Raw genomic sequence first — 15,335 nt, forward strand, 5'->3', positions numbered from 1 at the left:
GGGGGCTTCTCAACGATGAACTGTGCGCGTTGCGGGAACCACACCGCGACACCCGGCGGACAGCTGTGCCGGGGCTGCGACGCGGCGGCTCCGCGCTCGGCGGATGCGCGCCCGGCGTCTACGCCGCCGGCCGCGTATCCGGCGACGTACCCGTCGGTGACGTACCCGTCGGTGACGTACCCGTCGGTGACGTACCCGGCCGCCCCGCCGCTCGCGACCCGCACGGAGCTGCCCATCCAGTCGCCGCACGGCCCCGCCTGGCTGCGGTCGCCGGTGGCGCTCGGGCGGGCGGTGGCGATCCTGCTCGGCGCGGTCGCCGCCGCGGACGTGGTCGCGGTGTGGGCGGACCTCTCGCTCCTCGACGTGTCGGACCGGCTGGCCGGCGAGGACTGGAGCGTGGCCCTGGAGCGCGACTCCGACCGGGCGGACGGGCTCGTCGCGCTGGCGGGCATTCTCCAGACGCTCACCTACGTCGCCGCGATCGTCGTCTTCCTGGTGTGGTTCCACCGGGTGCGGGTCAACGCCGAGGTGTTCGACCCCTTCGGGCATCGCAAGAAGCGGGGCTGGGCGATCGGCGGCTGGTTCGTGCCGGTGGTGAACCTGTGGTTCCCGCGCCGGATCGCGATCGACTGCTGGGACGCGAGCAGCCCGTGGGAGAAGCCGCGGTCGCACGCGCTCGTCAACACCTGGTGGACGCTGTGGCTGCTCAGCCTGTTCGCGGGGGAGGCCGGGGACCGGGCGTACCTCAGGGCGGAGGAGATCGAGGAGTACCGGGTGGCCGCTCGGCAGATGCTGTTCGCGGACTCTCTCGAAATCGTGTCCGCCGTGTTCGCCGCCCTCTTCGTCCTCGCGCTCACGCGGATGCAGGACGACAGGGCGCGCAGCGGTCCGCGCGAGCCGGAGCCCGGCACCGTGTGAGCCCGGTCCCCTGTGGGCCGTCTGCGCGGAACCGTGCGGATTGCCCGATTCCGGGCGCGAACTGCCGTACGTGTGTGGTGTATTCCCGTTATGGGGTACTGGGGGTACTACGTCGTGGGCAGAAGCGGGCAGCGTCTTTCGGGGCTGGACGCGCTGGGCGGGGCCAAGGGGTTGACGTTGTGCGCGACGGCGGCCGGTGACTGGCAGGTGTGGGCGTATCCGACGGGCGCGCCCGGTGCCGAGACCGCGACGGCGGCCGGCGACGTCGGGAACATGAACACGCTGGCCCGGGAGACGGGGGCGCCCGCGCTGTTCGGCTACGTCATGGACAGCGACTGTGTGGTCGTCGAGGCCGCCGGGCCGGAGAGCGGCGCGTGGACCACGTGTCTCGCGCGACGGGCCATGGCCGCGTATCTGGGCGACGGCGAGGGGCTCACCGTCGAGGACTATTTCCTCGAACCGCGCGACGCCGCCGAACGTGCCGTCGCCTGGGCCGCGGAGGCCGGACGGGCCGTCGACGCGCAGGCGCTGGTCGATGTGTTGACCTCAGAGCCTGGACCGGCGGACCCCCTGGCTGAAAACATTCTGTTCCGGTTGCTCGACCGGCTCGGAGTCGTCCCTCTGTGACACTCCCGCGCCGTCGCACGCAGTAAGGGGAAGTGCGGGCTCCGTATAACCGGGGTGTGGTCGAGCGGGATACAGGGGAGGCGTGATGAGCCTGGTGGAGCTGTTGGCCCAGGCCGACGAACGCGGTCTGGCGGCAAGCGGGTTGGCTTGTTTGGACCGTTGCGTACCGCTTCTCGGTGGTGACGACGAGGTCCTGCGTCCGCTGTGGGCGGGACTCGTGGACGACGGCGAGGGGTGGGGGGAGAAGGCCGCGAAGGCGCGGGGTGAACTGGCCTCGTCCGATGCCGATGCAGGTGCGGGTGTCGGTGCTGGTGCGGCTTCCGCCTCCGGTGCGGAAGTGGTCCTGCTGGCCCGTCGGATGCTCGACGCGGTTCCCGACGAGCGGTCCGGTGACGCGTTGCTCGCGTGGGCGGAGGTCTGCTCCGTCTCCGCGCTGAGGATCCATCAGTTGCTCGACCCGCTGGACGCCGGGGGAGAGGACTCGGTGGCGGACTGCCGTGCCGGCCGCACCGAGGGGGCCTCCCCTCTCGTCGCCGCCGAACTGCGCCGGCAGGTCGTCGTGCTCGAACTGCTCGCGCAGCACGGGGCGGCGGGGGTGCGCCAGGCCCTGGGTGTGGCCACGGAGGGGCGGCGCGTGCTGCGGGCGGTCGTGTCGCGGCGGGCGCGCGGGGCGGGGCGGTAAACCTCGGTTCCTGGCAGGTCCTGTGGGTGTCCTGAGGCCGGGTGTGGCGGTCCTGCGCCGGTGTCGCGCACACGCGGAAATCGCGAAACGTCTCACGCGGGGCGGGCGCTTTCCCGAGTGTGAGCGCACAGCAGACATTCAGTTCGGGCGATGCCCCCAGCGCGCCGGGGAGCCTCGGGAGCCGGCCCACGAGCGCGGCGAAGCCCCTCCGGTGGGCGGCCGACGCGGTGGCGATGATGCGGGAAGGGGCGCGGGTGCGCCTCGACTACTCGACGCAGAGTCTGTGGCGGGTGGACCGGATGATCGAGGAGATACGACGGGAGGGCGCGCCCTACGCCGCCGTGGAGGGGGCGTTGCGGGGGTTCGGGGCGTACGGCGGTGAGGTCGTCGTGCGGTGGGCCGGGGGCGAGTGGGTCGCGTCGGGCGGGGGGTTCTGGGTGCGGACCTGGGACGGCCGCTTCTGGGATCCGCTGGACGAGGCGCGGCGCTGTTTCGCCGGCGAGGGGTCGCTGCGGCTGCTGTGCCGTGACGCGATGCCGTCCGGCTGACGTGGCCGGGCGCGTCGGAGCGGGTGAGCGGGTCCGCTGCGGGGCCGACGTGGCGGAGGCCGACGGTGTGACACTTCCGTGGAGCCCGGCGCAGATGACCATGGGGGCTTGGCGGCGGCCGGGACGGTCCCCGCAACGCCATCCCGGCACCGACTCGGCACTGGCTCGGACAGCCTGCGGCCAGGGAGGGGAACCTCTGCGCGTGCAGGCGTACGACGGTGAACTGGGCGCGGCCGTCGCGCGGGCCCAGGCCGGGGACGAGGCCGCCTTCGCGGTGGCGTACCGGCTCGTGCAGCCCGGACTGCTGGGGTACCTGCGCGGCATCGTCGGGGACGACGCGGAGGACGTCGCCTCGGACGCCTGGCTGGAGATAGCGCGGGACCTCGGGCGGTTCAAGGGCGACGGGGCGGGGTTCCGGGGCTGGAGCGCGACCATCGCCCGGCACCGGGCCCTGGACCATCTGCGGCGCCAGAGGGTCCGGCCCCGGGCGACCGCGCTGGAGAACGACCTGCTGGAGCTGCCGGGCACGCACAGCACCCCGGACCAGGCCCTGGAGACCCTCTCCACCGAGCAGGCGCTCGCACTCGTCGCCCGGCTGCCCCGCGATCAGGCCGAGGCCGTACTGCTGCGCGTCGTCGTCGGCCTCGACGGCCCCGCCGCCGCCCGTGTCCTCGGCAAACGCCCCGGCGCGGTCCGTACCGCCACGCACCGGGGGCTGAAGCGACTCGCCCAGCTCCTGCGGAGCGAGGGTGTGACGGATGACGGCCCCCGGACGCTGGGGGAGTCGAGATGACCGACAGCGACCACGGCCGGCACGGCGCAGACACCCACCACCGCGGCCACGCGTCCGCCGACCGGGAAGGGCACCCGCGTGACGACCAGGGCCCTGCCTCCCTGTCCGACGGCGTGACCACGCCCTCCGTCGAACGCGTCTCCCCCCTTCTCGCCGCCGCCGTGCGCGGTGGCGGCGAGGCCGACAGCGTGGGGGAGGCGCGGGCGGTGGCGGCCTTTCTGGCTGCGCGGGAGGCGGGGGCGCGTACGGCCCGTACCCGGCGGCGCGACGACTGGCGGCCGAACGCGCGGCGCCGCGTGCAGCTGTCGATCCGCACGATCCGCACCACCTTGGCTGTACTGCTGGCGGGCCTCACCCTCGGCGGAGTCGCCTTCGCGGCGGTCGGGGCCGCGCGCGACGACGAAGGCGCCGGCCGGGAGCACGCGCGCGACGGAGGCCAGGAGCGGCGTCCCCGTACGGCCGACAGCGCTCCCGCCCGTCCCGGGCCCTCCATCGCGGACCGCCCGGACCTGGACCGGAATCCCGCCGCGTCCCGGCAGCCGGGCAGCGCCGACCGACCGCGCAACGGCGGCGGCAAGCCCGACGGCAACGGCCAGGGCAACGGCAGTAGCGATGGCGACAAGCCGAGGCTCTCGTCCCGCCTCACCGGCCCCGACGCGTCAAGGGCGGCGAACGAGCCCGGGGGGCCGGGAGGCGAGGGGCGGCGTCCGGCGGTCGCGGAACGCGACGCGGCGGGCGCGGGACGGAAGCCGGGCGGCGAAACGCGGGGCCCGGAAACGAAGTGAGGCCGGCGTGCTCGCAAGACCCCCGTACTCGCAAGACACCCGGCCGACTCCGCCGATGGCAACGGCCGGGGCCGCCACCCCCCACAGGAGAGGCCCCGACCGTCGCGCGGCACGGGCCGCGCGGCGACCCGTACTCCCTACAGCGCCGCGCCCCCGTTTTCTGTCACACCTCGCCGCATCACGAGTCAGTTGCATGTTCTACGGACGTGGACGGTCAACGGTTTCAGGCCGTAACGTGCCTTTCGCGCCGGATCGTGGATGGCGGAAGACCACCGCAACCACAGCGGTCCCGAGACCGCGACCATCGATCGAGGAAGGGGCGCGTGGGTGCTGGGGGACGACGCGGAGCTGACCGCCGCGGTGCTTGCGGCACAGGACGGGGACGAGACCGCGTTCCGGACTGTGTACCGCTCGGTGCACCCACGGCTGCTCGGATATGTGCGGACGCTGGTCGGCGATCCGGACGCGGAGGACGTCACCTCCGAGTCCTGGCTGCAGATAGCCCGTGACCTGGAGCGGTTCAGCGGAGACGCCGACCGGTTCCGCGGCTGGGCCGCGCGGATCGCCCGCAACCGGGCCCTGGACCACATACGCATGCGGGGCCGCCGGCCCGCGATAGGCGGCGACGAGACCGAGCTGACCGCCAAGCCGGCCGAGTCCGACACGGCCGGCGAGGCGATGGAGTCCCTGGCGACCGGCCGCACGCTCTCGCTCATCGCCCAGCTGCCGCAGGACCAGGCGGAGGCGGTGGTCCTGCGCGTCGTCGTCGGTCTCGACGCGAAGACCGCCGCGGCGACACTGGGCAAGCGCGCGGGAGCCGTACGGACGGCCGCGCACCGGGGGCTGAAACGGCTCGCCGAACTGATCGGGGAGAATCCGGAGACGGCGTCGGAGACCGACCCGGAATCCAGGGGTCCGCTGGACGCCGTGCCCCGACCGAGAGCCGCGCGCGTGCGCGCGGCCACGTCCGCCGGTGTGACGCATACGCGTTCGCGGACGCAGAAGGATGTGTGATGGCCGACGAGCAGTACAGGTGGCTGAACCGCGACGCCGCGGAGCGGCTGCTGAGCGGGAAGCCGCTCGAAGCCGTCGACCCCGACACCCGTGCCCGTGCCGACCGGCTCGCCGAGGCGCTCGGCGCCCTGGCGGCGGAGGCCGCGCCCGAGCCTTCGCCGGATCCCGAACTCCCGGGTGAGGAGGCCGCGTTGGCCGCCTTCCGCACCGCCCGCGCGACTTCCTGGACGCCTGCGCCCGACTCCGGTGAGAGCGGCCGGGCCGCGGAGCCCGGCCATGGCGGCCCTACGCACCCCACCGCCTCGCCCGCGGCCGACGTGGGTGTCGTCCACCTCGGCCGACCCGCGCGGACGTCCGCCTCGTCGGCGAGCCGACGGGCCCGCTGGGGCCGCGCGGTGCGGTTCGGGCTGGCCGCGGCGGTGGCCGCCGGGATGCTCGGCGGGGTCACGGTGGTGGCCGGCGGTGGCGCGCTGGGCGCGTTCCGCGGCGACGAACCGGAACCCTCCGCCACCGTCTCCGCCGGCCAGTCGCCGGACCGGCCGCTGATGTCACCGTCGCCCGACACCGAGAAGGGCGACGACAGGCGCGGGGCGTGGGGCCAGGGAGTGCCCGACGAGTCTCCGGCCCCCTCCTCGAAGGGCGGCGCCCTCTCCGGCGAGGGCACCGGCGGTGCCGACGAGGATGAGCGGTCCGGTGAGAGCGGGCGGGACGGGCAGCCCACCCCGGAGTGGTGGCGGAAGGTGACCTCCGCCTGCCGTGACGTCCGCGACGGCAAGGAACTGGACGCCGACCGCCGCCGCGGCCTGGAGGACGCGGCGGGCGGCAGGGGCCGGGGGCAGCTGAAGCGGTACTGCGAAAACGTCCTGTCCGGCGGCTCCGTCAACCCCGGCGGCTCCGGCAACGCGAAGCGGCGGGGTGCCGGAACGGGCAAGGGCACCGGAACGGGCGCCTCGGACAACGGGGGCCCGTCGGTCGGCGGCGACAAGGGCGCGCGGTCGGGCAACGGCAACGACGATGACGACGACGCGCACCACGGCAAGGGCCGAGGCGGCCACGGGAACGGCAAGAGCCGCCACGGGAACGGCCGGGGCGACGGCAAGGGCCTCGGGCACGGGGACGGCAAGAACAAGGGCGGCAAGAACAAGGGCCACCAGGGCGGGCAGGGCGGCAAGGGGAACAAGGGCGGGAAGGGCAGCGGTGGCAGCGGTCACCGAGGCCAGTTCGCGGCGGTGACCCCGGTCGGCTTCGGCGTCGGCCCCGCCCCCACCGGGCAGACGCGCACAGACCCCTCCTGACCTGCGTCTTCGTATCCGCTCCGAATTCTTTCGCGGAACGGGTAACACTTTTGGCCGCCCCGGCGCAGTAATGAGTGAGCCGACTGGTCATCGGCCGTCGCACAGAGCCGGGGTTCCCCCCGTACCTACGGCTCGTGCACCTCGGCGCGGGCGGGACACGTTCCCCCGGTCCCGCCCGCGCCCCATTACCCCCGTGGTCCCCCGTGACCCCGTACTTCCCCTGACGCGCGAGGCACCCTCCCGCTATGCGTCATGTGACGCACGTCACTCGATCTGGTGTCCCTTCGCCGTCCGGCCGCTGTCGTCACCAGTACACGACGACCTTGTCGCCGTTCCTGACCTGCGCGAACAACTGGGCGATCGCCGCCTTGTCCCGGACGTTGACGCAGCCGTGCGAGGCCCCGTAGTAGCCGCGGGCCGCGAAGTCGGCGGAGTAGTGAACCGCCTGGCCGCCGCTGAAGAACATCGCGTACGGCATGGGCGTGTCGTACAGGGTCGACACGTGGTCACGGGACTTGAAGTAGACGCTGAAGACGCCCTCGCGCGTGGGTGTGTACTCCGAGCCGAAGCGCACCTCGACCGTCGTCAGGGTCCGGCCGTCCACCATCCAGCGCAGTGTGCGGCTCGTCTTGCTGATGCACAGCACCCGCCCGGTCAGGCACCGCGGGTCGGGCGACGCGGCCGGCTGTCCGCCGTAGGCGTACAGGTCCCATTTGCCGGGCTCCCGTGTCATGTTCAGCAGCCGCGCCCAGGTGACGCTGTCCGTCTTCCCGGTCCGCGGCAGCCCGCGTTTGCCCTGGAAGCCCCTGACCGCCTGGACGGTCGGGTCGTCGTACGTCCCCGTGGGCCCGGTGAAGAGCCACGCGATCTGCCGCAGCCGGGCCTGCAGTTCCCGTACGTCCAGTCCCTCGTCACCCCTGGCCCACAGGACCGTGGGGGCGACGGTGGGAGTGGGGGAGGCCCTGGGCGGTGGGGTCTGCTCATGCCGTCCCTTGCCGTCACCGTCGGCGTCATCGTCACTGTCGGCATCATCGGCACCGGTGCGCGCGCCGGCCCCGCCGCCGTCCCGGTCGCCGGTGTCCTGCTTCGGGGCGCCGCTCGGCGTGCCGGTCACGTCGACGCGCACGGGCCCGCGCTGGTCGCCGTGCACCTCGATGCCCTGGGCCGTGCAGGCGCCGGCCAGGGCGAGTGCCGCGAGCGCGGCCATCGATCTCCGCATGTCCCTGGTACGCATCGGGGCCCCCGTCTTCTCATGATCCGCCGCGGCCGGTCACTCTCCCGGACAGGTTTCCCGGACGTGACCCGCCGCGAACAAACGGGCATGGTTGTGAGCAAGGTCCCAGCCAGGACCGCTCCACCGGGTGCTGACTCGCCGCCACAGTCCGTCGCGAGCGTCAGTACGGGTGAGTGGCGAGCGAGGGTCCGCACCGGCGGCAGGACGGAGGCACACCATGGCGCGCGAGTCGGAGTCAGGACTGCCCATCGAGCCGGTGTACGGGCCGGAGGCGCTGCGGGACTGGGATCCGGCGGAGCGGCTCGGCGACCCCGGCGCGTACCCCTACACGCGTGGTGTCCATCCGTCGATGTACACCGGCCGGCCCTGGACGATGCGTCAGTATGCGGGGTTCGGTACGGCGGCGGAGTCCAACGCGCGCTACAAGCAGCTGATCGCCAACGGCACGACGGGGCTGTCCGTCGCGTTCGATCTGCCCACCCAGATGGGCCACGACTCCGACGCCCCGATCGCCCACGGCGAGGTGGGCAAGGTGGGCGTGGCGATCGACTCCGTCGAGGACATGCGGGTGCTGTTCGACGGGATCCCGCTGGACAGGGTGTCGACGTCGATGACGATCAACGCGCCGGCCGCCCTGCTGCTGCTGATGTACCAACTGGTCGGCGAGGAGCAGGGGGTACCGGCCGACCGGCTCACGGGCACGATCCAGAACGACGTGCTGAAGGAGTACATCGCGCGCGGGACGTACATCTTCCCGCCCAAGCCCTCCCTGCGCCTGACCGCCGACATCTTCCGGTACTGCGGGACCGAGATCCCCAGGTGGAACACCATCTCGATCTCCGGCTACCACATGGCCGAGGCGGGTGCCTCGCCCGCACAGGAGATCGCGTTCACCCTCGCCGACGCCATCGAGTACGTGCGCACGGCGGTCGCGGCGGGGATGGACGTCGACGACTTCGCCCCCCGCCTCTCCTTCTTCTTCGTCGCCCGCACGACGATCCTGGAGGAGGTCGCCAAGTTCCGCGCGGCGCGCAGGATCTGGGCCCGGGTGATGCGGGAGGAGTTCGGCGCGCGGAACCCCAGGTCCCTGATGCTCCGCTTCCACACCCAGACGGCCGGCGTGCAGCTGACGGCCCAGCAGCCGGAGGTCAACCTCGTCCGCGTGGCCGTCCAGGGCCTCGCGGCCGTACTGGGCGGCACCCAGTCCCTGCACACCAACTCCTTCGACGAGGCGATCGCCCTCCCGACCGACAAGAGCGCCCGCCTGGCCCTGCGCACACAGCAGGTGCTGGCCTACGAGACGGACGTGACGGCCACGGTGGACCCGTTCGCGGGTTCGTACGTCGTCGAGAGGATGACCGACGACGTGGAGGCGGCGGCCGTCGAGCTGATGCGGAAGGTCGAGGACCTCGGCGGCGCGGTCGCCGCCATCGAGCACGGCTTCCAGAAGGGCGAGATCGAACGCTCCGCCTACCGGATCGCCCAGCAGACCGACTCCGGCGAACGCGTCGTGGTCGGCGTCAACCGCTTCCGGCTCGACGCCGAGGAGCCCTACGAGCCGCTGCGGGTGGACCCGGCCATCGAGGCCCAGCAGGCGGCACGGCTGGCGAAGCTCCGCGCCGCACGCGACCGGTCGGCGGTGGACGCGGCTCTCGCCGCCCTGAAGAAGGCCGCGGAGGGTGAGGACAACGTCCTCCCTCCGATGCGTGAAGCCCTCAGGGCCCGCGCCACCGTGGGCGAGGTGTGCGACGCGCTGCGGGAGGTCTGGGGGACCTACGTCCCCGGCGACGCGTTCTGACGCGGACGCCGGACCCGGGTGTCATACCCCCGTGCGACACTCCTTTCCATGTTCGGAGTCACTGACCTGCCCACCTATCTGGCAGGACTCGTCCTGATCGTCCTCCTGCCCGGCCCCAACTCCCTCTACGTGCTGTCCGTGGCCGCCCGGCGCGGGATACGGACCGGGTACCGGGCCGCCGCCGGGGTGTGGGTCGGGGACGCCGTGCTGATGACCCTGTCGGCGGCGGGGGTGGCCTCGCTGCTGCAGGCCAACGCCGTGCTGTTCGGGATCGTGAAGTACGCGGGCGCCGGGTATCTGTCCTGGCTGGCGGTGGGGATGCTGCGGGCCGCGTGGGGGATGTGGCGCAGCCGCCACGAGCGGTCGTCCGAGGGGGCGGGGAGCGAGGCCGTCGAGGGGGAACGGCCGTTCCGGCGGGCCCTGGTCACCAGTCTGCTCAACCCCAAGGCGATCCTGTTCTTCGTCGCCTTCTTCGTGCAGTTCGTGGACCCCGGGTACGCCTACCCGGCCCTCTCCTTCGTGGTGCTCGGCGCCCTCGCCCAGATCGCCAGCTTCCTCTACCTGAGCGCGCTGATATTCAGCGGCACCAGGCTGGCCGCCACCTTCCGCCGGCGGAAGGCGCTGTCGGCGGGCGCCACCTCGGCGGCGGGCGCGATGTTCCTCGGGTTCGCGGTCAAGCTGTCGCTGGCGAGCAGCGCCTGAACCTCGCCCGGGTATCGCCGGGGCCTCGCTCAGGCGAGACCCGTCGCGGCCGCGTACGCCGGGAGACCGGCCGGGGTCTCGCCGGCCCAGCCGACATAGCCGTCGGGGCGGATGAGGAAGACACCGGTGCCGTAGGCCTCGTAGGGCGGGATGTGGGCCCGGCGCACGTTCTCCGGCCACGCCGGCGCCGACGGGTGCGGCCGGTCCGCCGTCGCGTCCCTGCGGTCCGCGCCGCCGTCTGAGGCGTGCGTGCCGTCCGAGGCGGCCGTGCCGACCGTGAGCAGGGTCCAGTGCGGGCCGCGGAAGACGTCGAAGAGGTGTACGCCGCCGCGCCGGCCGTCGGGGGCGCGGTCGCCGGCGCGGAGGGCGTCCGGGGGCAGGTTCTCGCGGGTGTCGACGCACAGGGAGCTGTCCCGGTAGCCGAGGCCCAGCTGCTGGGTGTCCCGGCCCCGGCGCTGCTCGCCCCGGTGCACCCGGGTGGAGAGGCCGAGCATGGCGGCGGCCACCGGGCGCCGCTCCTCCTCGTACGTGTCCAGCAGCGTCCCGTCCGCGTCGCCCCGCACCACCGCGGCCAGCTTCCAGCCCAGGTTGTACGCGTCCTGGACGCTGGTGTTGAGGCCCTGGCCCCCGGCGGGTGAGTGGACGTGCGCGGCGTCCCCGGCGAGGAACACGCGCCCGGCACGGAAATGGTCCGCGAGCGCCGCCCGCGGCCGGAAGTCCGAGGCCCAGCCCACCTCGGTCACGTCCTCGGCGGCGAGGTGGGAGCGGGCGGCGACGACCTTGCGGACGCCGTCCGCGGAGAGGTCGACCACCGTGCCCGGGTCTGGGAAGTTCGCGGCCAGCTGGAAGTCCTCGGTGCCGGGGAGCGGGCAGAGCGCCATGAAGCCGTGCCCACCGGCCGGCGGGAACAGGTGCCAGTTGTCGCGGTCGAGGGCCGGGACGCGGATGTCGGCCACCAGGGTCGGGCTCGGGTCGACCGTCTCGCCGGTCATGCCGATGCCGAGCAGGCGCCGCACGGTGGAGCGGCCCCCGTCGGCGGCCACGGCGTAGCGGGCGCGGACCTCGGGCCCGGTGGTGAAGGACGCCGTCACTCCGTCCGCGTCCTCGGTCAGTCCCGTGAGCTCCCGGCCGAAGGCGACGTCGCCGCCCAGTTCCCGCAGGCGGGACAGCAGGATCCGCTGCGTTTGCCACTGGGGGATCAGCCAGGGGCCCTGGTACGGCTCGGCCTCCGTCGGTGCCGACACGTCGAACATCCGGTGCTCGCCCTGCCGGCTCCCCCCGCTCCAGACCATGCCGACCGGGGCGGGGGCGCCGGCGGAGCGGATCGCGTCGAGGACGCCCAGGTCGTCGAGGACCTCCAGGGTCCGGGGCTGCATCCCCTTGCCCCGTGAGCCGGGGAACAGCCCGGCGGCCCGCTCCACGAGCTGGGCGCCGATGCCGCGCCGGGCCAGGTCGACGGCGAGGGCGAGGCCGGTGGGGCCGGCTCCGACGATCAGGACGTCCGTCGTCAGCGGGGTGGGAGTGGTCGCGCGGCTGGTCGCGTGGGTGGTTGCGCTCATGGGTTCCGGTCTCCTTAACGTCGTTAAGTAAGGCTGCGTGCAGCAGCATGCGCTTAACGCCGTTAAGCTGTCAACGTGGTTCCCAGGAAAAACCCGAAGCTGGACAAGGCACAGGTCGCCGAAGCGGCCCTGCGGTTGCTGAACGAGGTCGGTCTGGAGGGGCTGAGCCTCCGACTGATCGCCAAGGAGCTGGACGTCCAGGCGCCCGCGCTCTACTGGCACTTCAAGAACAAGCAGGACCTGCTCGACGAGATGGCCACCGAGATGGTGCGGCGCATGGCGGCGGACTGGGCCGGGATGCCGTCAGGGGGCGAGGACGGCGCCGGCTGGCAGGAGGCCCTGCGGGCGCGGATGCGGGGGCTGCGCGAGCACCTTCTGCGGTACCGCGACGGCGCGAAGGTGTACAGCGGGACGCACTTCACCGACCTGTCGTACGCGGCGCCGATGGAGGCGAGCCTGCGCATGCTCACGGCCGCGGGGTTCTCGCCGGCGGGGGCCGCGCGGGCCTGGTTCACGGCGTACAGCTACACGATCGGCTACGTCATCGAGGAGCAGTCGATGGGGCCGGACCCGGTGCGGGGCGGGGAGAGGTACGACCTTGCCGCGCGGGCCGAGCGGTTGGCGGGGTATCCGTTGGCCGTGGAGGCGGGGTGGGAGATGTTCCGGGACCAGGAGCGGGGGTTCGAGGTGGGGCTGGAGGCGGTCGTGGCGGGCGTCGCGGTGGTGCTGCTGGGGAGTGGGGGGAGCTGAGGGGATCGGGTTCCGTTGCGTGGTGGGCGCGGAGAGAGTGGTGAGGCCGGTTGGGGGCGGCTGACGGTGGTGTGTGGCCGGCCGCGCAGTTCCCCGCGCCCCTTACGGGGCGCGTCCCCGGCAGCGATCCCGCGCTCCGTGACCGGCCTTGCGCTCCGCGACCGATCCTGAGCCCCGCGACTCGTCCGCGTCCCGCGACCGGTCCCGCGCCCCGTCACACGTCTCGCGCCCCGTGACCGGTCCAGCCTCGGGCAGGAGACCAGCCGCCGCCCCGCCCCCTCACCGCTTCTTGCCCGCCCTCGCCCTTCTGATCGTCCTCGTCACCAGCGGGGGCAGCAGGTCCACGGCGAGTCTGCGGGCGGGGTTCCGCGGTGGACGTGGGCGGGCGGGGGGCTTCGGAGCCAGGGCTGCCGGGCTCGGTGGTTCCGGCGGGGTCCAGTGGCGGGACTTCGGGAAGGCCGGGGCCCGCATGCCCTTGGACTTGAGGCGGATGATGCGGTGGCCGGCCGCCTGCTGCTTGCTGATGTGGCAGTCGTCCCGGCGTCCGACCATCTCCAGGAGGGCCTCCTGGACGGGCTCCGGGTCGTCCCACGTGCCGTAGAGCTTCTGCGTGCTGAGGCAGATCGGGTTGAGGCCCCGGTTGAGGACGGCCTCCCACGCGGCGATGGAGACCCCGGGGGTGTGCTCCGAGCGGAAGTCGTCGAGGACGACCAGGCCGCCGGGGAGGAGCAGGTCCCGCGCGGCGGTGATGTCGCCCGCGACATGCTCGTACAGGTGCGAGGCGTCGATGTGCACGAAGCGGCAGGAACGCGGCTCGACCTCGCCGGGCACGATCGAGCTGGGGCCTTGCAGGACGCGGGGCAGCTCGTCGTGGAAGGAGAGGTAGTTCGCCTCGAAGGCCCGGCGGGTGAGCGTACTGCGGTAGGACTTGGTGGCCTCCGCCGCGTTGGCGTCGTCGGGCGCGTCGCTCTCGAAGAGGTCGCAGACCGTGTAGGCCTCGCCCTCCTGGAGATGCCGGCCAAGGAAGATGGCGCTCTTGCCCATGTAGACGCCGACCTCCAGGAGATCGCCTTTTCCGCCCGTGACCTCCTGCCGGTTCAGGAGCCAGTCGAAAAGCAGCTGGTCGAGCACCGGAAACCAGCCGGGAACATCGTCGAGTTCCCGGGGGAGTCGGATCGTGCCGTGTTCAGAGGTCATTTCAGAGGTCGTTTCAGAGGCCATGAGGACAGAAGACTCTCTTGTGTCGACGAGACGAACAGGCGATATGCGCACAAGCGGCAGGAGACGGCCGAGCGGGTTATGGGCGGACGGGTGGAAGGAGGGACTGGTGAACCCACGAACTGGGAGCCCATGAACTGGTGAACGGGCCTGGAACCTACGAGACGGCTATGGCCTGGTCAAGGATGCTGCGGAGCCTTACCGCCGAGGTGATGTCGAATCCTCGGGCCGGATGAACAGTGGGCCAATTCCAGGTTCAGAAACGGTTCAGCCGCGGCGTCCCGCGAGTGACGCGCGCAACCAGGGCTGCAACGGACGTTCGACCCACCGGTGCAGCAGCCACGCGAGCGTCAGCATCAGCGCCACCGTGAGCGCGACGGTCACGGACGACGGAACGCCCAGACCCTGGTGCAGCGCCCGGACCACCGGCCAGCCCAGGTGCTCGTGCACGAGATAGAACGGGTACGTCAGGGCGCCCGCGGTGGCCATCCAGGGCCGGTCGAGGCGCCGCAGGAGGCCCAGGGCGACCGCCGCCACGGCCGCGAAGCCGACGCCGACCGCGAGGACGATGCCGAGCTGGGGGCGGTAGGAGAAGAACTCCGCGTCCGGGGCGTGCCACATGTCCTCGACCGTGCGGTACTGGCTCAGCAGCAGGCTGAACACGACGACCAGCCAGGCGGTGGTGTCCCGGCGGTCGCGGTGCACCAGGTAGAGGCCCAAGCCGCCGATGAACAGCGAGGCGTACTGCGGCATCAGGACCATGTCCAGCAGCGGCTCCTTCGCGGCCGGCGCCAGGACCGAGGCCAGCGTCCAGCCGCCGCAGAACCAGATCACGCGTCTGCGGGTCACCCCGGGCAGGACCACGCACAGTGCGAACAGGACGTAGAAGCGGACCTCGGCCCACAGCGTCCAGCACACGCCCAGGACCCGGTCCGCCCCGAGCGGCGTCTGCAGCATCGTGAGGTTGACCAGGAACTCGCTGACGGACACCCGCGCGAAGCCGATGCCCGGGAGGGCGAACACGGCCGCGACCAGGATCACCGCCGCCCAGTACGCCGGCAGCAGGCGGGCCGCGCGGGAGGCGAGGAAGGACTGGACGGAACGCCCCCAGCCGCTCGCACAGATCACGAACCCGCTGATCACGAAGAAGGCCTGTACCCCGGCCCAGCCGTAGGCGAACAAGCCGTGGGCGGTGGGGAACTGCACGGCGGGCGAGGCGCCCCACGCCTTGGCGATCTCCCCGTCGCGCCCCCCGTAGTGATAGGCCGCGACGCAGAGCGCGGCGAGCAGCCGCAGCCCGTCCAGGGCGTACAGCCGGGGCCGGGCCACGGCCCCGCCGGGGCGGGGGCGCGGCGTCGTGTCGGTCCGGGGCTCGACCCGGTCGGCCGTCTCTGTCGAGGAAGTCACCCGGG

Annotated in this window: 15 protein-coding genes; 11 read left to right on the plus strand and 4 right to left on the minus strand. The window is 72.9% G+C overall.

The window, feature by feature from the left end; translation table 11 throughout:
* The first annotated feature begins 156 nt into the window (after positions 1-156).
* The 8 genes from STRBO_RS0105520 (at position 157) to STRBO_RS0105555 (ending at position 6,662) form a co-directional block, all read left to right on the plus strand.
* The gene (locus STRBO_RS0105520; protein ID WP_005481002.1) at positions 157-918 is read left to right on the plus strand and encodes a DUF4328 domain-containing protein; all 762 of its coding nucleotides are present in this window, start codon (positions 157-159) and stop codon (positions 916-918) included.
* A gap of 90 nt (positions 919-1,008) precedes the next feature.
* Positions 1,009-1,545, plus strand: coding sequence for a hypothetical protein (locus tag STRBO_RS0105525; protein ID WP_005481000.1), 537 nt, complete (start codon positions 1,009-1,011; stop codon positions 1,543-1,545).
* Between the two features lie 85 nt (positions 1,546-1,630).
* Positions 1,631-2,227 carry a hypothetical protein gene (locus STRBO_RS0105530; RefSeq protein ID WP_020113898.1) on the plus strand — a complete coding sequence of 199 codons (597 nt, stop codon included), beginning with the start codon at positions 1,631-1,633 and terminating at the stop codon, positions 2,225-2,227.
* A 119-nt stretch (positions 2,228-2,346) separates the two neighbouring features.
* Positions 2,347-2,775, plus strand: a complete 429-nt coding sequence (locus STRBO_RS0105535) for a hypothetical protein (RefSeq protein ID WP_020113899.1) — start codon at positions 2,347-2,349, stop codon at positions 2,773-2,775.
* A 202-nt stretch (positions 2,776-2,977) separates the two neighbouring features.
* The gene (locus STRBO_RS0105540) at positions 2,978-3,568 is read left to right on the plus strand and encodes an RNA polymerase sigma factor (protein WP_005480994.1); all 591 of its coding nucleotides are present in this window, start codon (positions 2,978-2,980) and stop codon (positions 3,566-3,568) included.
* A complete protein-coding gene (locus STRBO_RS40875; protein WP_005480992.1) occupies positions 3,565-4,353 on the plus strand; it encodes a hypothetical protein in 789 nt (262 codons plus the stop codon). The genes STRBO_RS0105540 and STRBO_RS40875 overlap by 4 nt, the downstream gene beginning before the upstream one ends.
* 327 nt (positions 4,354-4,680) lie before the next feature.
* Positions 4,681-5,367: an RNA polymerase sigma factor gene (locus STRBO_RS0105550; protein ID WP_020665497.1), complete on the plus strand. Its 687-nt coding sequence runs from the start codon at positions 4,681-4,683 to the stop codon at positions 5,365-5,367.
* On the plus strand, positions 5,367-6,662 hold the full coding sequence (locus tag STRBO_RS0105555; protein WP_202499713.1) for a hypothetical protein: 1,296 nt from the start codon (positions 5,367-5,369) through the stop codon (positions 6,660-6,662). Before STRBO_RS0105550 ends, STRBO_RS0105555 begins: the two co-directional genes overlap by 1 nt.
* Before the next feature lie 304 nt (positions 6,663-6,966).
* On the opposite strand, the gene STRBO_RS0105560 is transcribed toward STRBO_RS0105555, so the two are convergent.
* Complete coding sequence (locus STRBO_RS0105560; RefSeq protein ID WP_028796473.1) at positions 6,967-7,896, minus strand: L,D-transpeptidase family protein; 930 nt, start codon at positions 7,894-7,896, stop codon at positions 6,967-6,969.
* Between the two features lie 217 nt (positions 7,897-8,113).
* On the opposite strand from STRBO_RS0105560, the gene STRBO_RS0105565 reads away from it, so the two are divergent.
* Both STRBO_RS0105565 and leuE read left to right on the plus strand, forming a co-directional pair.
* On the plus strand, positions 8,114-9,694 hold the full coding sequence (locus tag STRBO_RS0105565; RefSeq protein WP_005480984.1) for an acyl-CoA mutase large subunit family protein: 1,581 nt from the start codon (positions 8,114-8,116) through the stop codon (positions 9,692-9,694).
* Between the two features lie 48 nt (positions 9,695-9,742).
* Positions 9,743-10,396, plus strand: a complete 654-nt coding sequence (leuE, locus tag STRBO_RS0105570; protein ID WP_005480982.1) for a leucine efflux protein LeuE — start codon at positions 9,743-9,745, stop codon at positions 10,394-10,396.
* A 29-nt stretch (positions 10,397-10,425) separates the two neighbouring features.
* Here leuE and STRBO_RS0105575 read toward each other — a convergent pair whose 3' ends face one another.
* Positions 10,426-11,955, minus strand: coding sequence for an FAD-dependent oxidoreductase (locus STRBO_RS0105575; RefSeq protein WP_005480980.1), 1,530 nt, complete (start codon positions 11,953-11,955; stop codon positions 10,426-10,428).
* Between the two features lie 75 nt (positions 11,956-12,030).
* Here STRBO_RS0105575 and STRBO_RS0105580 point away from each other — a divergent pair, with 75 nt between their 5' ends.
* Positions 12,031-12,705 (plus strand): TetR/AcrR family transcriptional regulator C-terminal domain-containing protein, encoded by a 675-nt coding sequence (locus tag STRBO_RS0105580; protein WP_005480978.1) that lies wholly within the window; start codon positions 12,031-12,033, stop codon positions 12,703-12,705.
* A gap of 279 nt (positions 12,706-12,984) precedes the next feature.
* On the opposite strand, the gene STRBO_RS0105585 is transcribed toward STRBO_RS0105580, so the two are convergent.
* Both STRBO_RS0105585 and STRBO_RS0105590 read right to left on the minus strand, forming a co-directional pair.
* Positions 12,985-13,902, minus strand: a complete 918-nt coding sequence (locus STRBO_RS0105585; protein ID WP_005480976.1) for a class I SAM-dependent methyltransferase — start codon at positions 13,900-13,902, stop codon at positions 12,985-12,987.
* A gap of 288 nt (positions 13,903-14,190) precedes the next feature.
* Entirely contained in the window at positions 14,191-15,330 is a 1,140-nt protein-coding gene (locus STRBO_RS0105590; RefSeq protein ID WP_005480974.1) for an acyltransferase family protein, read from the minus strand.
* Between the last annotated feature and the right edge of the window lie 5 nt (positions 15,331-15,335).

Source organism: Streptomyces bottropensis ATCC 25435 (assembly GCF_000383595.1).
Classification (GTDB): domain Bacteria; phylum Actinomycetota; class Actinomycetes; order Streptomycetales; family Streptomycetaceae; genus Streptomyces; species Streptomyces bottropensis.